This is a genomic window from Actinoplanes sp. NPDC051346, assembly GCF_040682215.1.
In the GTDB taxonomy this organism is placed as follows: domain Bacteria; phylum Actinomycetota; class Actinomycetes; order Mycobacteriales; family Micromonosporaceae; genus Actinoplanes.
Genome location: NZ_JBFBAJ010000004.1, coordinates 580,719 through 601,435 on the forward strand (window position 1 = coordinate 580,719; position 20,717 = coordinate 601,435).

The following is a 20,717-nucleotide window of genomic DNA, read 5'->3' on the forward strand; positions in this document are numbered from 1 at the left end:
TGCGCAATTCAGTTGTGCACAACCAAAGGTGGTGGCGGCCACATCGGGTCGAGGTGGACGACCAGCGGGCGGTGGTCGGAGATGGCGGCGGCGGGGGTGCGGACCTGCACCACGGGGCCGAGCCGGGCGGCGCCGCGGGGGTCGGCCAGGATGTGGTCGAGCTGCGCGCGCGGCGCCGGGCTGGGGAACGTGGGGCGGCGGGCGAGGCTGCGCCAGCCGGTGAAGGCGCGTACGGGTCCGCCGGGCATGTTGAGGTCGCCGAGCAGCACCCGGGGCGCGGGCAGGGACCGCAGGGCGCGCACGGCGGCGCGGAGCTGGCGGATGTTCCAGCCCGGCACGAACGACAGGTGGGTGGTGGCGACCGTCATCGGCCCGGTGGGCGCGTCGATGACGGCGGCGATCAGGACGCGCGGTTCGTCCTTGAGCAGCAGCAGGCCGCCGTCGGGGCCGGGCGCCCACACCGGTGAGCGCACCGGGGCGGCGGGCAGCTGGGTGATCTGCCAGCGGGCCACCGGATAGCGGCTGACCAGGGCGATGCCGTAGAGCGGATGGACGTTGTCGTCCTCGGAGCGCCAGGGCTGCCAGGTCTCCCCCGGCGTGCCGGCGATGGCGGCGGCGAAGCGGTGGGCCGGGGCGCCGAGGGCGTCTGCGGCGATGGCGGTCAGGTCGAGGTGGCCGCTGCGGGGCTGGGCGCGGTCGACCTCCTGCAGGCCGAGGACGTCGGCGTCGAGGTCGGCGACGGCGGCGGCGACGCGGTCGGCGTGTACGTTGCCGTCGGAGAGGGACCTGCCGTGCAGCAGGTTGAAGGTGGCCAGGCGCACGGGACCAAGACTACGGAGGTGGGCTCGTGTTCAAGGCGGTGTGCTGCGCGGCGTCGGTGTTCTTGCTGATCGGGATGGTCGGGATCTGGTTGCGGCGCCGCCGGGGCTGATCTTGCTCCAGAATGGGCGGATGAGCGACGACGACCTCATCGCCCGGCTCGAGGAGCAGGAAGAGCGCCTGACGTTCGACCGGTTCGACAACGCGGACGCCTGGCATCTGGGCAGCCTGCTGGTGGATCTGGCCACCGGCCGGGACCTGCCCGTGGCCATCGACATCCGGCGCGGGACCCAGCAGCTGTTCCACGCGGCGCTGCCCGGCAGCACGGCGGACAACGACCATTGGATCCTCCGCAAGGTACGGGTGGTGGAACGGTTCGCGGCCTCGTCGTACCTGGTCGGTCGGCGACTGGCGGCCAAGGGCGACGCCCTCGACGCGAAGTACGGGGTGGACCCGGGAGATTACGCGGCGCACGGTGGTGCTTTTCCCGTACGCGTGGACGGCGTGGGTGTGGTGGGCGTGGTGACCGTGTCGGGGTTGCCGCAGGCCGACGACCACGCCCTGGTGGTCGAGGCGATCGAGGCCTACCTGGCGGACTGAAGGGTCGCCTCGACGGCGGCCTTGTCGAGGCCGAGGGTGCCGAGCACGCCGCCGCCCTGGGCCTCTTCGAGCAGGGCGAGCAGGATGTGGCCGGTGCCGACGCGGTCGTCGCCGAGGCGCAGGGCCTCGCGGAAGGTGAGTTCGAGGATCTTGCGGGTCCGGGCGTCGAACGGGATGAGCGTCGGCAGTTCGCCGCCGGGCGCCTCGGGCAGGGCGGCGTGGGCGGCCTCGCGGACTCCGCCGAAGTCGCCGAGGGCGTCGTGCGCGCTGGCGCCGGGCACGTCGAGCAGGCCGAGCAGCAGGTGTTCGGGGTGGATCTCGGGGTGGCCGGTGGCGCGGGCGGCGTTCATGGCGCCGACGACGGTGCTGCGGGCGTTGTCGGTGAAGCGGCTGAAGCCCTGCGACGGGTCGAGGTCGGTCTTGGGAACGAAGCGCTTCTGGGCGGCCTGCTTGGAGACGCCCATGCTGCGGCCGATGTCGGTCCAGGACGCGCCGGAGCGGCGGGCCTGGTCGACGAAGTGGCCGATGAGGTGGTCGGCGAGTTCGCCGAGGTGGTCGGCGAGCAGGACGGCGTCGGAGAGCCGGTCGAGCGGGGCGTCGGGGCGGTTGCTGGTGATGGTGTGGATGAGGTCGTCGAGCCGGACGGGCGGCGTGATCTGGGTCATGCCGTCAACTGTAGGTTGACGATCCTGCAGTCGTCAACCATTGGTTGACGCGTATCCTCCGGTGCCATGACCACCCCCATCCGGCACATCACGATCGACGCGCACGACCCGTGGCGGCTTGCCCAATTCTGGGCGCAGGTCACGGGATACACCGTCTCCGACGAGGACGCCCCCGGCGACGACGAGGCGTTGCTCACCAGCGAGGAGTCCGGCTCCCCCGGCCTGCTGTTCATCCGCGTACCCGAAGAAAAGATCGTCAAGAACCGCGTCCACCTCGACATCGAGCCGCCGGTGGGCACCCGCGACGAGACCGTCGAGCGGCTGCTCGCGGCCGGCGCCACCCTGCACGAGGACCACCGCAAGGACGACGGCCTCGGCTGGGTCACCCTGCGCGACCCCGAGGGCAACGAGTTCTGCGTCGAGCGCGGTGCCGCCGAACGCGGCCAGACGCAAGCGTGAAACCACCGCCACCCGCCGACGGGCTCACCCTGCGCGCGTGGGACGACGGCGACGCGGCCGCCCTGATCGCCGTGGCCGCCGACCCCGAACTGCGCCGGTGGACGTCCCTGCGGGTCACCGACGAGACGACGGCGGCCGCCTGGCTGCGGACGCAGCAACACGGCTGGCGGACCGGCACCCGGTACGCCTTCGCCGTGCTCGACGACCATGGGCTGGTCGGGCACGCCGCGCTGAAGCGGCCCGACGGCGAGGTCGGTTACTGGACCGCCGCCGCGGCGCGCGGACGCGGTGTCGCCTCCCGCGCGCTGGAGCTCCTGACCGGGTGGGCGTTCGCCGAATTCCCGGACCTGGGCCAGCTGCGGCTGCTGCATCAGGTCCCCAACGCCGCGTCGTGCCGGGTCGCGCTCAAAACCGGCTACGCGTACGCCGAGACGTACGCGGCCCAGCACCCGTTCCCCTACGACGGGCACCTGCACGTGCGGGCACGCTAGCCGGCGCGGCCGGCCTCCCGGCGGCCCCGGCTGCCCAGCGGCGTCAGCGACATGTCGACCGTCTGCGCGGTGAGGTTCTTGAAGGCGTACCCGTGGGAGGTCAGCCAGCGCACCGCGGCGGCCTCGGCGCGCCGGGTCACCGCCGGGATGTCCCGCTCGTCGTCGACGCTGTCGGCGAAGCGGAAGGTGAAGAACGGGCGGGCCGCGATGTCATAGGTCATCGACCCGTCGGCAGTGAAGGCGGCGAATGCGACGTCGTGCGCGGCGGCGTCGGCCAGCAGAGCGGCGCGCTGCTCGGTGGTGAGCTCGTTGAAGGCGCCGCGTACGGTGACCCGGATGGTGCGTGATCCCATGGCCCGACCGTAGTGGCGGCCGGGGTGCGACCACCATCGGTTTTCATGCGGCCCGGACAGCCACGGATGGCGGATTTCGGGTCCGGCGGTGTGTATCGGTGCTCCGATTCGCCGGGACGCAGACCATTCTTGGGTGGGCGATGTCCCACGGTGCGAAGGAGAGAGCATGCAGACAGCGGCCGTAGTCGAGGGCCTGGGCGCGGTGCTGCCGGCCCGTACGGTGCCTAACACGGAGCTGGAAGCCGACCTCGGCGTCACCGACGAGTGGATCCGCCGACGCACCGGGATCACCCGACGCCACGTCGTCGACCCCGGCACCACCACCGCGGACCTGGCGAGCACGGCCGCCCGCAACGCCCTCAAGTCGGCCGGGACGGACACCGCCGACGCGGTCGTCGTGGCCACCACCACCCCGGACCGGCTCAGCCCCGCGACCGCCCCCGAGGTCGCCTGGCGGGCCGGCGTCGCCCCCGCCGCCGCCTTCGACCTCGCCGCCGTGTGCAGCGGCTTCGTGTACGGGCTGGCGACGTGCGCCGGCCTGATCGCGGCCGGAATCGCCCAGCGGGTGCTGCTGGTCGGCGCGGAGACCAACTCGTACTTCCTGCGCCGGACCCCGCAGGACCGGGGCCCGGCGATCCTGTTCGGCGACGGCGCGGGCGCGGTGCTGCTGCGCGCCGGCAGCCCGGACGAGCCCGGCGCCGTCGGCCCGTTCGACCTGGGCAGCGACGGCGGCCAGGCCGACCTGATCCGCATCGAGTCCGGCGGCAGCCGCCAGCGGGCCCGCGGCGCCGCCGGCTGCCCGAGCGACGACCCGGACGACGATCTCTACTGGGCGGTGTCCGGGCAGGAGGTCTACCGCCGCGCGGTGATCCACATGACCCGCTCCTCGCGCCGCGTGCTGGACGCGGCGGGCGTCGCCGTCGCCGACGTGGACCGGTTCGTGGCGCACCAGGCCAACCAGCGGATCCTCGACCGGGTCGCCGAGGAGGTCGGGGTCGGCGAGGAACGCCGGCTCGGCAACGTCGCCACCGTCGGCAACACCGGCGCGGCGTCGATCCCGCTGGCCCTGGCCGACGCCGTCCTGCGGGGGTCGCTGTCCGCCGGCCACCGGCTGCTGATGACCTCCTTCGGCGGCGGCCTGACCTGGGGGTCGACGCTGCTGACCTGGCCCGGCGTGGAGGCGGTGCTGACCGAGCAGTAGGTCAGCGCGTGCCGAAGGTGGTCAGGAACCGGTCGCGGAACGTGTCCATGCGCCACACCGGCGCCCCCGGGTCGGGCTCGAGCCCGTCGGTCCAGCCCCAGTCGGCGACCCGATCCAGCACCTTACGGTCGTGCGCGACGATCGTCACCGGCACGTCGTGGCTCGCCTCGTCCCCGACGACGATCGGCGCCGGCTGGTGGTCGCCGAGGAACACCAGCACGAGATCGTCGTCGCCGTACTCGCGGACCCAGGACACCAGACTGCCGATCGAGTACGCGACGGACGCGGCGTACTCGGCACGGATGCGATCGGGGTCCTCCCACACCTCGCCGGCCTTGCGGCCCCGGGCGTGCTGCTCGCGGTACACCGAGCCGTCACCGATCTCGTCCCAGCCGATCAGCGACGGGAGCGGCGCCCACGGCGTGTGGCTGGACACGAGCGTGACCTCGGCCATCAGCGGTCCCCGGCCGGCGCGGGCGTACTCCAAGTCGGTGAACGCCCGCAGGGTGAACTGGTCGGGCACCGGCGCCCAGCCGAACGACGGCCCCTGATAGCCCAGCGTGCGCGAGTCGTACAGATGGTCGAAGCCGTAGAACCGGCTCTCCGGCCAGTCGAACGTGATGCCGGGCTCGACGCCGACGGTCCGCCAGGCGCCCGCCTTCTGGAACGCGCCGGTGAGGGTGAACCGGTCGGTGGACACCAGGGAGCGGTAGCGCTGCTCGTTGTCGACCCACACCCCGGAATGCAGCGTCGCGTGGGCCAGCCAGCTCCCACCGCCCGTCGTCGGCGAGGTCAGGAAGCCGCTGCGGGCGCCGTAGCCCGCGTCGCGCAGCTCGGCGGTGCCGGCCGACAGCACCGCGCCGACCTCCCGCTCCATTCGGGGATCCTCGATCGCCGAGCGGCCGTAGCTCTCCACGAACGCGAAGATCACATCCTTGTCCCGCAGGCCGGTGAGCAGCGAGGCGGGCGGGACGTCCCGGAACGCGTCGGAGGCGGCCTCCGACGCGAACACCTGACGGTCGTGGGCGGCGGCGGGAACCCGCAGCACCTGCTCGCGGGCCAGCACGGCGGCGCTGTCGGAGGCGACATAAATGCCCGGGACCAGCGACGTGCCGAGCAGGGCCAGCGCCAGCCACGCCACCGCGGCGACGCCCACGCCCGCGCGGGCCACACCGTCGTGCCGGGCCCCGACCTCGGCCAGCCGCCGCACGGCGAAAACCATGCCGGCGAGAACGCCGACCACCAGCGCCACTGCACCGACGGCCGCGCCGACGGCACCCGCGGTCCCGAAAGAATCCCGGACGAAACGGTACGCGTCGGCGAACAGCGGCCAGTCCATCACCGGATCGAACGGGCGGGCCAGCACCGTCATGAACCCCACGTCCACGACCTTCAGGACGGTCAGCAGGCCGAGCCCCGCGCCGATCACGCTCGCCGCCACGACCCGCGCCCGCCCCGGCAACACCAGCAACACCGCGGCGGCGAGCAGCGCCTCGACGGGCACCCGCACCAACGCGGCCCACGGCGACGCGCCGGCGGGCAGCCGGGTGATCTGCTCGGGCACCACGAGGGCGAGGAAGACGAGAAGCGCGGCGAGGCCGGTGACGACCCCCGCGGCGAGGCGGCGCGGACGAGACAAAACAGGCAATCCTTAGTACATGGGGGCGAGAACGTAGCTCCGGACAACCTTATGCTCGCGTCCGCGCCACAAGACCGCACGACGCCGGTCCCCCGCTGCGGCACAGGTCACGCCGATCGGGAACGGGGTTCGATCACCACCACGGGGATTTCTCTCGCGGTCGCCCGCTGATACTCCCGGTAGGAAGGCGACATGGCGGTCAGCAGGCGCCACAGCCGTGGCCGCTCCCGCGCGGTGGCGGTTCGCGCGCGAGCCGCCAGGGTCTGGTCCCGGACCTGGATGGTGCCGCCGGTCTGCTCGAAACGCCGGATGTGCTCGGCGACCCAGGGGTGCGGGCTGTCGACGATCCGCTCGCCCGTCATGCGGCCTCGACGCCCAGGTGGGTCCGGTGGTGGGCGGGAGCGTCGATCTCGTCGATCAAGGCGACGGCGAGGTCGGCGTAGGAGACCCGGCTGGCCGGGTCGGCCGTCGCCGCACGGTAGCGCCCGGTGCGCGCGCCGTCCTGGTGGAAGTCACCGGCGGGACTGACGACCAGCCAGTCCACCGCGCCGCCCGCGGAGTGCAGCATCCGTACGCCGGCGGCATGGTCCAGATAGAACGAGCGGTACTGCTGGGGATAGCCGGGCGTGTCCATGAGCGCCGTCCCGTGTTCGGTCTGAAGTACCGATGCCAGCCCCACCACCAGCAGCCGTGCCACCCCGGCGCGGGACAGCCCGCCGAGCAGGGCGTGGTGGGCGTCGGCGTAGAAGGCACTGGTGGCCGCCGCCGGATCGAAGACGGCGCTGATCGCGGCGTCGTGCCCCGCCGCGACCCGGGCGACGCCGGCGGCGTCGGTCACGTCCCCGGCCACCAGGCGTACGCCGTCGGCCGCCAGGTCGCCGTGCCCGCCGGGGTCGCGGACGACCGCGGTGACCTGATGATCGCGTCGGCGTGCCTCGCGGACACCCCTCGACCCCGACATGTTCGACCCGGTCTGCCCCTCCGACCTCTCACCGTTCCGGGTCGGCGACAAGTGGGCCGACATGGTCATCCGATGCCTGGAACACGGACCCCGGCGCTTCTCAGAGCTACGGGTCCCGCTGCGCGGCATCACCGCGAAGGCGCTCACCAAGTCACTGCGGGCCTTGGAACGCGACGGCCTGATCGGGCGCACCATCCACCCGGGTCCGACGCGCCGCGTCGAGTACGAGCTGACCCCGCTCGGCCGCAGCCTGCTCACGCCAATGGCGGCCGCCGCGGCTTCCTGAACCGCGGCCGCGCGGGGCGCGCTCCGCTTAACTGTTGACCGTCAGCGACTTCTTGGCGAGCTCGTAGGCGGGCAGCAGGTTGACATGCTCGTCGGCCCCGAACGGTGAAATCTTCACCACGACGGCGCCGCGCGCCGTGTTCAGGGCGAACGCCGAGTACTTGCTCGCGTGGTCCAGCGCCTTGTTGTACGGCTCCCAGGTCACCTCGGCGGCCGGCTGCCCGCCGAGGGTCAGCTCGGTGTACTTGATCTTCTTGACCTCGTAGTTGCCGGCCTTGCGGGCTTCCAGAGAGTCTCCGGCGACGAACGCTTCGAGGCTGGCGCGCGGGCTGCCGGCGGCGGTCTTCGAGGTGAAGACCCGCATCATGCCGAGCTCACCGGCCGGCTTGGGGTCCACCTCGCACACCGCCTCGAAGGGGCCGTTGCGATACAGGCTGGCGAGTTCGCCGAGCTGGGCGACGTCGACGGCCTTGGGCTTCCAGAGCGCGACCAGGTCGAACGACACGGGAAGCTCGCACGGGCTACCCGCGGCCCCCAGCCGTACGGTGGGCGTGCCGGGCGGGGCACTCGGAGTGAGAGCGTCCGCACAGACCTTCTCGATCTCGCCGGCGGCCTTTTTCATGTCGGGGTTGTCGAGGTTGGTGGGATCCGCCGCTTTGGACAGCTTCTCCGCCGCCGCGGCGAGCTGCTCCACGCCGGCGCGCAGGGCGGGATCGGTCACCTTGGCCGCCTCCCCGCGCGCCGTGCTGGCGTAGTCGGTGAGGGCCTTGCGGGCCGCGGTGTGTTCCTTGTCGTCCTCGGCGCCCGCACCCGCCATCAGCAGGTCCGCGATCAGCTTGCGGAACGAGTCCGTCGCGGTCGTGCATTCCCGCGTCCGGTCCGCCGTCGCGGACGCGCTCGACGAGGCGGGCGCGCCCGCCGGCGTCGTTTCGGTGCTCTTGCAGGCGCTCAGCAACAGGACCGACATGGCCGCGGCCGCCGCCGCGACTCCCCGTCGCCGTCCATGCATCATCGTGATCTTCACGGGGTCCGGAGCTTAGACGCGCACGCCACCCACCGCCACCGGGAAAAGCCGGGCGGAATCGGCGGTAGTCTATCGGCCGGCCGGCAGCGGGGGGTGGCAGTGATCAAGATCGAAGTCGACGACGCCGTACTGGGCGCCACCGTGGTGACGACCAGTCCGCTCAGAGAGCTGGTGGCAAGCCTGTTCCTGCTGCGCCACGGGGCGCGGTGGCCGTACGACGGCTGGGCCGTCGCGGCGCGGCAGGTCCTTCGGCGCGACGATCGCACGCTGCCGCTGAACGTCTTCGGCGAACTGAGTCGCGGCTTCCCGAGCTTCCTCTGCCAGACACCACAACCCGGCGCCAACACGTTGACCGCCGAGCTGGCCCGGCTCCGGAAGACCCCCGCGCGCGAGGTCCACGAGCAGCTCGATCACTACTACGGCGACCGGGTGCCCGAACACCTGATGCCCTACCGGCGCGACCCCGAGCTCGCCCTGCACCGCCTGGCCGACGCCTTCGCCGCCTACTGGGAGGGCGCCATGAAGCCGATCTGGCCGACCGTGCAGGCACTGACCGACGGCGAGGTGATGCACCGCGCGAAGGCGATGGCGCAGGTCGGCGCGGAAGCTCTCTTCGAGGACCTGCATTCGCGCATCACCTGGCGCAGTCCCCAGCTGGAGCTGGACAAGCCCCTCGAGCTGGACTTCGCGGCTGGCGTTCGGCGCCTGCAACTGGTCCCGCTGGTCTTCGCCGACAATGGAATCATCATCGGCGACGACGACCCGGACCTGCTGACGCTTCCCTTCCAGGTCCGAGGCGCCGCAGCGTTGGCCGAGACCCGCGACAGACCCGCCGTGCCCGACGACCGCCTCGACGTGCTGGTCGGCCGGGGCCGTGCGGCGCTCCTGCGCCAACTGGCCGAACCGACGACGACACACGAACTGGCGGCCCGGCTCGCCGCCGCGCCCAGCACCATCTCGGAACACCTGTCGGTGCTGGTGTCGACAGACGTGGTCAGCCGCCACCGCGTCGGCCGCCGCGTCTACTACCGCCTGACCGACTCCGGCCGTGGCCTGCTCGACCTGTTCGACAGGGCCACGGGCCGCGCGCACGTCGCCTGACACCTGACGCCCGCGCGGGGAGGATTCGGCCAGGACCGATTTGATCGCCTGAGCCGGCCGCTGCCCATAGCGTGCACGCATGCGCGTCTTCCCAACGAAACGAGCCGGCCCGGGCCGACAGACCGGCGTCCCGCCACCGAGGAGAAGGTAGGACGCGTCTGACCCGTCGGGACCGACGCGGGGCGGCACCCGGCGCCCGAACGGCCCTCCAGTCCCCCCTTGGAGGGCCGTTCGCCTTTGCCGTGAGCCTCGGGCAACAAACGAAGATCCGCGACACCGTGGGTTAGCCTTCCCCCGCGATGAAGACTCAGCCCCGACCTCGAACCTCGTTCCCGCGCGCCCTGCGCCGCGTTCTCGTGGGCCCCGACCTGCCGCCGGCTCCCGCCATCGGCACCAGATGGCGACAGGTGATCGCCTACGGCGGCCCTCCGGTGCTGTTCGGCGTCACCACCATCGTCGCTCAGACTTCCAGTTCCGGCTGGGACCTCCAACTGGGCACGGTGTGGCTGCTGGCGATCCTGTCGGTGGCGCCGGCGCAGATCGTCGCCTTCCGCCCGGTCGCCGCCTGGCGGCTGTGGATGGTCGCGACGATGGCCGGCCTGTACGCCGCGATCGGGGCGCCGACCGCGCCGTGGAACGTCGCGTCCCTCATTGTCGGGCTGCTCGTGCTGGGCACGATCCTCATCCGCGCCGAGCGGGAGACGCTGTTCGCTTTCGGGATCCTGACCGTGGTCCCCCTGCTGCTGCTGAGCACGATGGTCCGGCCCGAGCTGGTGAACGGGATCCTCGCCGGAGGGGTGACCTACGGGTTCGCCGTCCTGCTGCGCAACTCGTACCGGGCCGAGCGGGCGCTGGTCGCGCACGCTCAGGTCAGCGAGCAGGCGCGGGCGGATCGGGCGGTGCTGGAGGAACGCACCCGCATCGCGCGCGAGATGCACGACGTGGTCGCCCACCACATGTCGATGATCGCGGTGCGGGCCGAAACCGCGCCGTACCGCCTCGACGGGCTTTCCGAGCCGGTGTCGAGTGAGTTCGTCCAGCTCGCCGAGGCCGCCCGCGAAGCCCTGACCGACATGCGCCGCCTGCTCGGCGTCCTGCGCAGCCCGGACGGCCCACCCGAGCTCGCGCCCCAGCCCGGTCTCGACCTTCTCGACGAGCTCGTCGACGGCGCCCGCCGCGCCGGGATGCGGCTGCACTACCTGCCGCCCGAACCGGCGGAGATCGCCCGGGCGCCGGAGCCGGTGGCGCTGGCGGGCTACCGCATCGTCCAGGAGGCCATGGCGAACGCCGCGCGGCACGCCGCCGGCGCGCCCGTCACCGTCCAGGTTCTGCCCGGGCACCGCGAGCTTGCCGTACGGGTGTACAACGCCGCCGCCCCCGGTGGTCCGCCGGCGGAGAACCCGGAGGGTCACGGACTCACCGGGATGCGCGAACGCGCGGTGCTGCTCGGCGGGGACTTCACCGCCGGGCCGACCGCGGACGGTGGCTACGCCGTGCGGGCGAGCCTGCCGTACGACCAACCGGGCGACGAGGAGGTGCGGCAGTGACGATCCGGGTACTCATCGCCGACGACCAGGCCATGGTCCGGGAGGGCTTCGGCAGCCTGCTCGCGGCCCAGAGCGACCTGGCGGTCGTCGGGGCCGTCGCCGACGGCGCGCAGGCGGTGGAGGCGGCGCGGCGCCTGGCTCCGGACGTGGTGCTGATGGACGTACGGATGCCGGTTCTGGACGGGTTGGCCGCGACCCGGCAGTTGCTGGGCAGTCCCGCCCGCGAGACCGGGCCGCGGGTGCTGATCCTCACCACGTTCGACCTCGACGACTACGTGTACGAAGCGTTGCGGGCGGGAGCGAGCGGCTTTCTGCTCAAGGACGCTCCCGCCGCTGACCTGGTGCACGCCGTACGGGTGGTCGCGGCGGGCGAGGGGCTGCTCGCCCCGTCGGTGACCCGGCGCCTGATCGCCGAGTTCGCCACCCGGCCGGCGCGGCGGACCCGGCCGGTGTCGTTGGACGCGCTCACCCCCCGCGAGACCGAGGTGTTGCGGCTGATCGCGCGCGGCCTTTCCAACGCCGAGATCGCGGCCGACCTCGTCGTCGCCGAGCAGACCGTCAAGACCCACGTGGGCCGGATCCTCGGCAAACTCGGGCTGCGCGACCGGGCGCAGGCGGTAGTCCTGGCGTACGAGTCGGGTCTGGTGGTGATCGGCGAGTAGCTCCAGAGAGCTACTCCGGAGATCGTTTCCTGGGGGGACGTCGCGTAGTACTCCACCGACGGATCTTTGTGCATCGGCTCGAACAGTGAGGCATGCACATGTGGCGACAGGTGGTTCAGGGAACGACCGCGGTAGTGATGGGCCTGGGACTCGTGGCCCCCGTGACCGCGTCCACCACGTCACCCACCGTGGTGTGGCCGTCCTCCCCGGTGACGGCCTACCGGGTCAACCAGGCCGTGCTGCGAGCCGCCGGGTCACCGTACGCCGACTGGTCCGGGCCGACGCGGCAGTTCCTGCACTTCGACCGTACGGATGGAACCGCGGTGGAAGTGCTCGGCGACCTGGCGACGGCCGACCGGATCGCGGTGCTGGTTCCGGGCGCCGGGACCGGCCTGACCGTATTTGACCGGCCACCGGGCCCGGCCGCCCGCCGCGCGCCCGCCGCCCAGGCCCGGGCAGTCGCGGTCCAGTTGCGCACCGAGGACCCGGCGGCGCGGACGGCCGTGGTCGCCTGGCTCGGATACCACGCACCCGAGGACCCGGTCCTGGACGCGGCCCGCTCCACGCTGGCGGCCGCCGGCGCCGACCGGCTCCTGACCTTCCTCACCTGGCTCGCCGGGCAACGCCCGGCCGCCACGGTCACCCTGGTGGGGCACAGCTACGGGACCGTGGTTCTCGGTATCGCCGCCGACCGGCTCCCCCGGCAGGTGTCGGACCTCGTGGCGATCGGCAGCCCCGGCATGGACGCCTCCTCCGTGCGGGAGTTGCACACCACCGCACGGGTCTGGGCGGCGGAGGCGCCGACGGACTGGATCCGTCGGGTTCCCGGAATCCGCGTCGGCACCGTCGGCCACGGTCCCCGTCCGGCGAGCGCGGCGTTCGGCGCCCGCCCGCTGCCGACGGACGGCGTCACCGGCCACGACGGATACCTCGTGCCGGGAGCGGCCACTCTGCCCGCCATCGCCCGGGTGGTCCTCGGACAGCAGGCCCGCGTCCTCGCCGACGCGGCTGTGGGTGGGGACGCATGACGGACCGGGGAATGGACGCGCTGCGGGTGCTGGCTCTCGTCGGTGTGGTGGTCGGCGACTGGCTGATGACCGCTGCCGTCCTGGGCCCGGACGGCGTCCTGCGCACGGGCAGCCTTGTGTGGCCAGGCATAGCCTCGCTGACCTGGGTCTACTTCTTCGCCGAGGGTTTCGCCAACGGCCGCGCCGGCGCGGCCGCGCCGACGGGAGCGACCAGCGTCCGGCGCCTGGTGTGGCCGGTCGTCGCTCTCGTCTGCCTGGTCACGGTGGCTCTGATCGCCGGGACGGTCGCCGGTGCGCCGGAGCGGTCGTTGTACACCGCCGGGAAGCTGGCGGTGAGTCCGCTCTGGCCGGCTGTCGTGCTCGCCGTCCTCACCCTGGTGGCACGCCCGGCCCGGTGGCTGGGCCGACACCCCGTCCCGGCCTGGATCGCCATCGCCATCGCCGGCGCGGTGGCGGTGGTCGCCGCGCCGGACGCCGGAACCCTCGCCGCGTACGTTGTGCCCTATCTGTGGGGTCAGCTGAGCGCCGCCGACCGGCTCGGACCTCGCGCGGCCCTGACGCTGACGCTGGGCGGCGTAGCCGCGCTGGTGGTGCTCGTCGGCGCCGACCCGCCCTCGCTGATGACGATGGCTCTGGGCGCGGCCCTGGTGGGCGCCGCGCTGCTCGCCCGCCCGGCCCTGGCCAGATGGCTGTCCACACCGGGCGGGTGGCGGCCCATCACCGCCCTGAACCGGGCGGCGTTGCCCCTCTATCTCTGGCACCAGAGCGTCCTCGTGGTGCTCACGGTCGTCGCCCTCCAACTGTCCGGCGGGACGCCGGTGCCGGGCTTGCACACCTCTCCGGACGGGCCCTGGCTGGCGGCGCGTCTGGCCTGGCTGCCAGTGCTTGCCCTCGGGCTGGTCGCGCTGGTCCACGCCATGCATCCGTTCACCCGGCGCGGTTCGGGTCCGTGAGGTGCGCTGCCACGGTTCTGGCCCAGTGGCCGTAACCGAGAGCCGAGGGATGGAAGCGGTCCCCGGCAAAGAAATCCGCGCCTACCGCCACGCCGGTCGAGCCGATCCACGTCGACCGTGGTCGCTCGGCGCAGACCTGCCGGGCCACGGCGTCGAGAGCGCTGCCGCGCCGGGCGAGGTAGCGGCGCAGCGTGCCCGGCAGCGCCGGGAATTCGTCGAAGGGCGGGATGCCGGTCACCGCGACACGTTCGGCACGACCCGCGAGGTCGTCGACGATGCCACCGAGATCATCACCCCACTGCGCGAGCGTACGGCGGCTGAGCACGTCGTTGACACCGGCAAGGACTACGGCGACATCCAGGCCCGCACCGAGCCGGGGCAGCAGTCGGTGCCGGATGCGATGGGCGGTAGCACCGTGTTGCCCGATGATCTCCCAGGTGACGGGTCGGCGAGTCAGGGCGGCGATCTCGCGCGCCAGTTGTCCGGCGAACCCGTCATCGTGGGTGTCCACACCGCAGCCCGCCGCGGTGGACTCGCCCACGACCGCGATGCGCACAGGCGGCCCGGACATGTCTCCCACCGCTCCGGTCGTAGGGCCGGCTGCCGGCGGAACCACCGGGGTCGTGAAACGCACCCACAACCCCTGTGCGGCGACAACAGGCAGCATGAGCGGGTTCATGAGCTCACCGTTTCCGCCCGCAGGGAGTTGACGGCGGCCTGGCTACCGCCGGTCAGGTCCGCTCCCACCGCCTGCAAGACCGTCACAAGCGCGCCGTTCGCCAGAAACCGCGCCAGGTCTTCCGGTGTCGCCGCGGTCAACCGCTCCGCTTCTTCGAGTACGCCGCAGATGAGGGCTCGGCAGCGCGCCGCCACTGTTTCGTCGGCGCGTGCGATGGCGCACGCCTGTAACCACAGGCCGCTGATGACCCCGTCGGCGATCAGGTCCCGAAAGTCGGCGCCCATCGCCCGCAGCGGATCGTCCGGAGACGCGGCCGCGGCCCGGCGGAACACGCCGCGGATGCGCACCTCCAACTCGTCGACGCACGCCAGAAAGATCGCCTGCTTGCTGCCGAACAGCCGGAACACGTAAGGCTGCGAGACGCCGACCTCGTCCGCGATCTGCTGGATAGCCGCTGTCGTAAGCCCTTGGTGGGCGAAGACACCCATGCCGGCCGCGACCGCATCGGCGCGTCGCTTCGCTGCCGTCCCGCGCTCAGTACCCATGCGGCCACGATATGGGTTGTAAGCACTTACTTACAAGACGGTGTTGGGGCCGACCGGGCTGGGCCCGCTCAAACTCGGCATGTACGAGACGGCAAGGTAACCTACCTGGCCCTCGCCGCCGACGAGCAGAGGTGCCTCGAGTGACGGTTTGACTTCAACATTGGTTGAGCTTCTAGCGTCTGTCGCATGCATGGCATCGATAGCGAGGAGCGACCAATGGACGAGACCACGCAACGGGTCGCACTAGACGATTCGACGGCTCGCGCCGCCGCGGAAGATGTCGCCGCGGCCTTGGCGGCGCAGCTACAACGAGGCGGGGAGGCCATGGACGCAGACCTCTACGACGCCTGGTTCGCCGCCGACATCCTCTGGGGCAGTCCTTACGGGGCGACCGTGACGGGGTACAAGACGTTGAACGCGATTCACCACCGATTGATGAACCAGTCGACGCCGCCGACACCCCCACCTGCCCCGGCGTCGCGGTTCGAGGTCGTGTCGGTTCTGGCACCCGCGCCCGGCGTCGTCGTGACACACATCCGCCGGCAGGCGCTCGCTGTGGACGGCTTCTCCGAGATGGCCCTCTACGTACTGATCGAACGCGACGGCCGATGGTGGCTGGCCGCCGCGCAGAACACGCCGATCGGACCAGCGACCAGCGCCCTGCCTCCGCATCCGGCCGCCTGAAACTGCTCGGCACGGGATGTCGAGAGTCGCGACACAGCCTCGACCACCTCCCGAGGGAGCCCTCCGGCTCCGGAAGGAAGTGCGTCATGACTCCCACACCCTCCATCGCCCACCGGTCGACGCCCACGCCGGCGAGACGGATGCTGTCGGTCCGCGCGGCCACCGTGTCCTTGACCTCGGGCATCGCGTTCCTGACACTCCTGGTGCTGATCCACGTGGTCCGGCCCGACGTGTCGCCGAGCTGGCAGACCACCAGCGAGTACGCGATCGGCGAGCACGGCTGGCTCATGGTGACCGCGTTCCTGCTCTCCGCCGTGAGCTACGGCGCCCTCGCGGTCGCGGTCCTCGCCGAACCCCGGAAGATGCTCCCCCGGGCCGGCGCGCTCATCCTGACGCTCGTAGCCGTCGGCACGCTCATCGGTGGCATCTTCGTCACCGACCCGATCGACACCCCGCAGGATCAGCTGTCCACCACCGGCACGCTGCACGGCCTCGGCGCCGGCCTCGCACTCATGCTTCTGCCCGTCGCGGCACTGCTGGTCAATCTCGGCCTCACCCGCGACAGCGGGTTCCCGGGCGCCGGACGCCTCCTGCGGTACACCGCCGCGCTCCCCGCCGTCGCGCTGGTCCTGTTCATGACCGCCCAGGCCATCCTGCTCGGCGACGACGGCTTCGGCCCGGACACCCCGATCGGATGGCCGGAACGAGCACTCGTCCTCTCGTACGCCACCTGGCAGATCGCCGCGGCGCGGGTCATCTCACGCCGTACTCAACCGTGATGTGGCCGGATGCATCGTCCCCGCACCCGGCGCACCCCAGCGCACGGGCGGTCGGCATCGGCGCGGGCCGCGAACCGTGATTCGCCGAAACTGAGAAGAAGTCGGTGAGGCGGAAGTAACTGCCCGGCAGTGGGCCGCCAGGCCAGGGACTGGTGTTACTCACGTGGTGCACGGTTCTGCGCGATGCGGCATCTGCGTGCATCGGCCAACCGCCGGGTGCCGATCGTTCACCCGGCGAGCGCAAGAGGTCATGACCTTCAGCGCGGCCGGGCGACTGACCGCAGTACAGGACGTCCACGGCAACGCCATCACCTTCGGCTACGACACGGACACCGGCTGATCACCGCCGCGGGCTCGGGAGGCCGTGAGCTGACGTTCACCTGGACCGGCAGCCACATCACCGCCGTGCAGGACTCGGCGGGGCGCCGCATTCAATACGGCTATGACACCACCGGTCGGCTGACCGGTGTCGTCGCGGTCGACGGCGAGGCCACCCGCTTTGGCTACGACAGCGGCAACCGCATGCTGTACGTCCTCAAGGCCGGCGGCGGAGTTCTGGTCAACACCTATGACGGTGCGGGCCGCGTCGTTCGTCAGAAGGACCAGCTCGAGCAGGTCACCGAGATGGCTTACAGCCAAGCGTCGGCAGGAACCGCCGGTGTCCGCTCGACCAGGGTGACGAACCCGGACGACACCGTCACCATCAATGAGTACACCGACGGCTACCTCACCAAGAGGACCGCCGCTGCGGGCACCCCGATGGCGCAGACCTGGCTGTACGAGGTCGACGCGGCGGGTAACACGACCGCGGTCCCCGATCCGCTCGGCAAGACCGTCAAGTCGGTGTTCGACAAGCAGGGCAACAAGGTCAGCCAGACCGACGCCCTGCTCCGCACCGCGAAGTGGACCTACAACGAGCTCAACCAGGTCACGTCCGTCACCGATGCCTCGGAGCGGACCGTCAACTACACCTACAACGCCGTCGGCGACCTGTTGTCCACTAAGAGTGCTGGAGAGCTCACGCGGCATTTCACCTACAACCCCGACGGCACCCTGGCCACCGAGGAATCCCCTGGCGGCGCGCTGACCAAGTACGACCACAACGAGGCGGGGCTGCTCACCGCCACCACCGCGCCCGACGACACGGTCAGCAAGGTCGCCTACAACAGCGCTGGTCAGCCGATCGCCACCACCGACGCGACCGAGCGCACCACCAGCAGCACCTTCGACGAGGTCGGCCGGGTCCTGACGGTCACCGCACCGGGAGACCGGACCACCCGCTACACCTACGACGCCGACGGCAACCAGCTCAGCGTCGTCGGCCCCGATGACAGGACGACCACCACCACCTACGACGCCCTGGGCCGCGTCACCTCGGTGACCGGGCCCGACAAGGCGACCACGACCACCACCTACACCGCCGGTGGGCAGGTCGCCGAGGTGTCCGGCCCGGCCGGCAAGACCAGCTTCAAGTACAACGCGTTGGGCCTGCGTACCAGCGCCACCGATCCCAACCTCAACACCACCAAGTACACCTACGACGCCGACGGACGTCTGCTCAGCACGGAGCTGCCCTCGGGCGCCAAGAACAGCACCGCCTACGACGCCGCCGGCCAAGTGATCAGCTCGACCGACGCCAACCTCCACACCACCAAGTACACCTACGACGCGGCGGGGCAGCTCATCGCCACCGAGGACCCGCTGGGCCGGGTCACCAAGCAGAGCTACACCGCCGACAAGCAACTCGACACCATCACCGCCGCCGACACCATCACCACCACCAAGCACAAGTACGACGACGACGGCCAACTGGTGAAGGTGACCGACCCCGACGGTCACGAGACGACCTACGCCTACAACGACGCCGGCCTGCGCATCACGCGCACCCAGCCGGGCGGGCTGATCACCCGCTACAGCTACGACGACGCGGGCCGGCCGCTCACCGTCACCCAGCCGGACGACAACACCGTCACCATCACCTACACCGACGCCGGCGACACCCACCGCATCGAGCACAGCGCCGCGACCACCACCGACGTCACCTACGGCTACGACGACGCCGGTCAGCGCACCACGATGACCGACGACACCGGCACCACCACCTACACCTACGACGACGCCGGCCGCCTGGCCCGCAGCGCCCGCAGCGGCGGCGACACCGTCGGCTACAGCTACGACAAAGCGGGGCGCCTCGCCGCCCTGACCTATCCCAGCGGCGACAAGGTCACCTACGGCTACGACGGCAACGGTCAGATGACCTCGGCCACCGACTGGGCGGGCCGCACCACGGCCTTCGACTACAACATCGACGGGCACATGTCCGCCCAGCGCACCCCGAACGGGGTGACGAGCAGCTACGCCTACGACAAGGTCGGCCGGCCGCTGTCCATCACCCACGCCAAGGGCCTCTCGACCCTCGACACGTTCAGCTACACCTACGACAAGGCCGGCCAGATGGCGTCCGACGCCCAGGGCACCTACGGCTTCAACAAGCTTGGCCAGCTCACCACCGTCGCGGGTCCGACCAACGCTGGTAACTACGCCACCAGCCCGGCTGGCAACCTCACCGGCCTGACCGACGGCACCACCCTGAACTACACCGGCCAGCAACTCACCAGCGCCACCCGACTGGGGACGACCACCGCCACCTACTCCTACGACGACAACGGCGCCCGCACCGCCACCACCGCCGGCGGTAAGACGACGCATTACCGCCACAACGATTCCGGTGCCCTCACCGGCGTCACCGCGGCCGACGGCACCCGCACCGACTACACCATCGACGGAGGCGGCCTGCGCCGCACCCGTACCCATGATGGCGTCACCACCGCCTTCACCTGGGCCAACATGGGCAGCATGCCCGTCATCCTCGACGACGGCACCCACCGCTACCTGTACGGCCCCGACCTCACCCCGTACGCCCAGATCGCCGACAACGGCACCACCGAATACCTGCACACCGACAACGTCGGCTCCGTGCGCCTGATCACCAGCGGCACCGGCGCCGCCACCGGCCAAAACACCTACGACCCGTACGGAAAACGCCTCTCTCACGGCGGCAGCACTGACAGCGCCATGGGATACACCGGCGCCTGGACCGACCCCGACACCGGACTCGTGCACCTGCGCGCCCGCGACTACGACCCGGCAACCGGACAGTTCCTGTCCGTCGACCCCGTCGTCGACAGCACCCTGCAGCCCTACGCCTACGCCGACAACAACCCCCTGCAGAACACCGACCCGACCGGGCTCTGCATCGTCTGCGACATGTTCGGCAGCGCCGTCAACACCGTCAAGGAGGGTCTCAAGACCTTCGACCGGAACATGAACGCGTTCACCCTGGGCGTAGCCGATTCCGTGACGTTCGGATTGACCTCGAAGTTCATGGAGATGGTCAGCCCCGGCTCGACGTGCAGCATCAAGAACAACCCCTGGTACACCGGCGGAAACATCACCGGCACCGTCGCCTCCCTGGCAATACCCGGCGCAGGCCTGGTCAAGGGAGCACACCTGGCCTACAAGGGCTACAAAGCAGTTAGAGGAGCCTCCACTGCTGCCCGCAGCGCGAAGGCGGTCAGCAGTGCGAAGTCTCTCCCCAGAGCGAACACCGGCATCAAGGTCGACGCCGACGAATTCTGCAGCTTTGCCGGCTCCACCGGTGTCCTCATGGCCGACCGCAGCCGCAAGGCCATCGCCGACATCCGCGTCGGCGACAAGGTGATGGCCACAGACCCACAGACGGGAGAAACGACCGCAAAGCCTGTCACAGCCCTTTGGATGCACGAAGACACCGTCGTCGATCTGGCCATCGACGGCGACCACGTCACGACGACTGAGGACCACCCATTCTGGAACGCCACAAAGCAGGAGTGGCAGCGCGCCGACCAGATCGACAGCGGCGACCTCCTCCGTACTGCTGAGGGTGGTCACGTCAAGGTCGACGGTCTACGGCCGGCGACTCGACACAGCGCCCCCGCGATCAACCTGACAGTCGATGGAATTCACACGTTCTATGTGCTCTCCGGAGACACACCCGTGCTGGTACATAACACGTGTGGAACCACCGGCCGAGCGAACGGCGGCCCGAAGCAGACGAAGCATGGCCCTCGCGCCTACACGTGGAGAGCCGATGGCAAAGACTTCGGCACTAGGCCGTGTTTCGTAACGGCTGGCTCTTGAAGTCGTCGCGGCGTGGCGGTGATCGGTAAAGGTTGAGGTCTCCGGTAGATCGGTTAGCGACCA

22 protein-coding genes are annotated in these 20,717 nt (G+C 71.1%); 13 read left to right on the forward strand and 9 right to left on the reverse strand.

The features are described from left to right. Positions 1 to 8 precede the first annotated feature (8 nt). A complete protein-coding gene (locus AB0M36_RS14020) occupies positions 9 to 821 on the reverse strand; it encodes an endonuclease/exonuclease/phosphatase family protein (RefSeq protein WP_364156543.1) in 813 nt (270 codons plus the stop codon). A 130-nt stretch (positions 822 to 951) separates the two neighbouring features. Between AB0M36_RS14020 and AB0M36_RS14025 the strand changes: the two genes are divergently transcribed. Next, positions 952 to 1,419, forward strand: coding sequence for a heme-degrading domain-containing protein (locus AB0M36_RS14025; protein ID WP_364156546.1), 468 nt, complete (start codon positions 952 to 954; stop codon positions 1,417 to 1,419). On the opposite strand, the gene AB0M36_RS14030 is transcribed toward AB0M36_RS14025, so the two are convergent. Next, positions 1,404 to 2,084: a Clp protease N-terminal domain-containing protein gene (locus tag AB0M36_RS14030; protein WP_364156549.1), complete on the reverse strand. Its 681-nt coding sequence runs from the start codon at positions 2,082 to 2,084 to the stop codon at positions 1,404 to 1,406. The two genes, AB0M36_RS14025 and AB0M36_RS14030, sit on opposite strands and share 16 nt — an antisense overlap. A 66-nt stretch (positions 2,085 to 2,150) precedes the next feature. On the opposite strand from AB0M36_RS14030, the gene AB0M36_RS14035 reads away from it, so the two are divergent. After that, positions 2,151 to 2,543: a VOC family protein gene (locus AB0M36_RS14035; RefSeq protein ID WP_364156552.1), complete on the forward strand. Its 393-nt coding sequence runs from the start codon at positions 2,151 to 2,153 to the stop codon at positions 2,541 to 2,543. Further along, positions 2,540 to 3,034, forward strand: coding sequence for a GNAT family N-acetyltransferase (locus tag AB0M36_RS14040; RefSeq protein WP_364156555.1), 495 nt, complete (start codon positions 2,540 to 2,542; stop codon positions 3,032 to 3,034). Before AB0M36_RS14035 ends, AB0M36_RS14040 begins: the two co-directional genes overlap by 4 nt. On the opposite strand, the gene AB0M36_RS14045 is transcribed toward AB0M36_RS14040, so the two are convergent. Next, complete coding sequence (locus AB0M36_RS14045; protein WP_364156557.1) at positions 3,031 to 3,387, reverse strand: DUF6204 family protein; 357 nt, start codon at positions 3,385 to 3,387, stop codon at positions 3,031 to 3,033. The two genes, AB0M36_RS14040 and AB0M36_RS14045, sit on opposite strands and share 4 nt — an antisense overlap. A 166-nt stretch (positions 3,388 to 3,553) precedes the next feature. On the opposite strand from AB0M36_RS14045, the gene AB0M36_RS14050 reads away from it, so the two are divergent. After that, the gene (locus AB0M36_RS14050) at positions 3,554 to 4,588 is read left to right on the forward strand and encodes a beta-ketoacyl-ACP synthase 3 (RefSeq protein ID WP_364156559.1); all 1,035 of its coding nucleotides are present in this window, start codon (positions 3,554 to 3,556) and stop codon (positions 4,586 to 4,588) included. Between the two features lies 1 nt (position 4,589). On the opposite strand, the gene AB0M36_RS14055 is transcribed toward AB0M36_RS14050, so the two are convergent. From AB0M36_RS14055 to AB0M36_RS14065, 3 genes are all read right to left on the reverse strand, one after another. After that, complete coding sequence (locus AB0M36_RS14055; RefSeq protein ID WP_364156562.1) at positions 4,590 to 6,227, reverse strand: sulfatase; 1,638 nt, start codon at positions 6,225 to 6,227, stop codon at positions 4,590 to 4,592. Positions 6,228 to 6,334: 107 nt separating this feature from the next. Then, entirely contained in the window at positions 6,335 to 6,589 is a 255-nt protein-coding gene (locus AB0M36_RS14060; protein WP_364156564.1) for a nitroreductase/quinone reductase family protein, read from the reverse strand. Beyond that, positions 6,586 to 7,188: an NAD(P)H-binding protein gene (locus tag AB0M36_RS14065; protein WP_364156567.1), complete on the reverse strand. Its 603-nt coding sequence runs from the start codon at positions 7,186 to 7,188 to the stop codon at positions 6,586 to 6,588. The genes AB0M36_RS14060 and AB0M36_RS14065 overlap by 4 nt, the downstream gene beginning before the upstream one ends. Between AB0M36_RS14065 and AB0M36_RS14070 the strand changes: the two genes are divergently transcribed. Next, the gene (locus tag AB0M36_RS14070; RefSeq protein ID WP_364156569.1) at positions 7,187 to 7,474 is read left to right on the forward strand and encodes a helix-turn-helix domain-containing protein; all 288 of its coding nucleotides are present in this window, start codon (positions 7,187 to 7,189) and stop codon (positions 7,472 to 7,474) included. The genes AB0M36_RS14065 and AB0M36_RS14070 overlap by 2 nt on opposite strands. A 27-nt stretch (positions 7,475 to 7,501) precedes the next feature. On the opposite strand, the gene AB0M36_RS14075 is transcribed toward AB0M36_RS14070, so the two are convergent. Continuing rightward, positions 7,502 to 8,497 (reverse strand): lipoprotein, encoded by a 996-nt coding sequence (locus AB0M36_RS14075; protein WP_364156571.1) that lies wholly within the window; start codon positions 8,495 to 8,497, stop codon positions 7,502 to 7,504. A 99-nt stretch (positions 8,498 to 8,596) separates the two neighbouring features. Between AB0M36_RS14075 and AB0M36_RS14080 the strand changes: the two genes are divergently transcribed. From AB0M36_RS14080 to AB0M36_RS14100, 5 genes are all read left to right on the forward strand, one after another. Then, entirely contained in the window at positions 8,597 to 9,598 is a 1,002-nt protein-coding gene (locus AB0M36_RS14080; RefSeq protein WP_364156574.1) for an ArsR family transcriptional regulator, read from the forward strand. Between the two features lie 299 nt (positions 9,599 to 9,897). Further along, positions 9,898 to 11,145, forward strand: a complete 1,248-nt coding sequence (locus tag AB0M36_RS14085) for a histidine kinase (protein WP_364156577.1) — start codon at positions 9,898 to 9,900, stop codon at positions 11,143 to 11,145. After that, positions 11,142 to 11,807, forward strand: a complete 666-nt coding sequence (locus AB0M36_RS14090) for a response regulator transcription factor (protein ID WP_364156580.1) — start codon at positions 11,142 to 11,144, stop codon at positions 11,805 to 11,807. Before AB0M36_RS14085 ends, AB0M36_RS14090 begins: the two co-directional genes overlap by 4 nt. A gap of 98 nt (positions 11,808 to 11,905) precedes the next feature. Continuing rightward, positions 11,906 to 12,835 carry an alpha/beta hydrolase gene (locus AB0M36_RS14095; protein ID WP_364156582.1) on the forward strand — a complete coding sequence of 310 codons (930 nt, stop codon included), beginning with the start codon at positions 11,906 to 11,908 and terminating at the stop codon, positions 12,833 to 12,835. Then, complete coding sequence (locus AB0M36_RS14100; protein WP_364156585.1) at positions 12,832 to 13,788, forward strand: hypothetical protein; 957 nt, start codon at positions 12,832 to 12,834, stop codon at positions 13,786 to 13,788. The genes AB0M36_RS14095 and AB0M36_RS14100 overlap by 4 nt, the downstream gene beginning before the upstream one ends. Here AB0M36_RS14100 and AB0M36_RS14105 read toward each other — a convergent pair. Next, the gene (locus tag AB0M36_RS14105) at positions 13,763 to 14,359 is read right to left on the reverse strand and encodes an SGNH/GDSL hydrolase family protein (protein ID WP_364156588.1); all 597 of its coding nucleotides are present in this window, start codon (positions 14,357 to 14,359) and stop codon (positions 13,763 to 13,765) included. The genes AB0M36_RS14100 and AB0M36_RS14105 overlap by 26 nt on opposite strands. Before the next feature lie 104 nt (positions 14,360 to 14,463). Further along, positions 14,464 to 15,012 carry a TetR/AcrR family transcriptional regulator gene (locus AB0M36_RS14110; RefSeq protein ID WP_364156590.1) on the reverse strand — a complete coding sequence of 183 codons (549 nt, stop codon included), beginning with the start codon at positions 15,010 to 15,012 and terminating at the stop codon, positions 14,464 to 14,466. 216 nt (positions 15,013 to 15,228) lie between these two features. On the opposite strand from AB0M36_RS14110, the gene AB0M36_RS14115 reads away from it, so the two are divergent. The 3 genes from AB0M36_RS14115 to AB0M36_RS14125 all read left to right on the forward strand — a co-directional run bounded on the left by AB0M36_RS14115 (position 15,229) and on the right by AB0M36_RS14125 (position 20,654). Beyond that, complete coding sequence (locus AB0M36_RS14115) at positions 15,229 to 15,696, forward strand: DUF4440 domain-containing protein (RefSeq protein WP_364156593.1); 468 nt, start codon at positions 15,229 to 15,231, stop codon at positions 15,694 to 15,696. Positions 15,697 to 15,782: 86 nt separating this feature from the next. Beyond that, positions 15,783 to 16,475 (forward strand): DUF998 domain-containing protein, encoded by a 693-nt coding sequence (locus AB0M36_RS14120; protein WP_364156595.1) that lies wholly within the window; start codon positions 15,783 to 15,785, stop codon positions 16,473 to 16,475. Between the two features lie 405 nt (positions 16,476 to 16,880). Next, on the forward strand, positions 16,881 to 20,654 hold the full coding sequence (locus AB0M36_RS14125) for an RHS repeat-associated core domain-containing protein (RefSeq protein ID WP_364156598.1): 3,774 nt from the start codon (positions 16,881 to 16,883) through the stop codon (positions 20,652 to 20,654). The last annotated feature ends 63 nt before the right edge of the window (positions 20,655 to 20,717 follow it).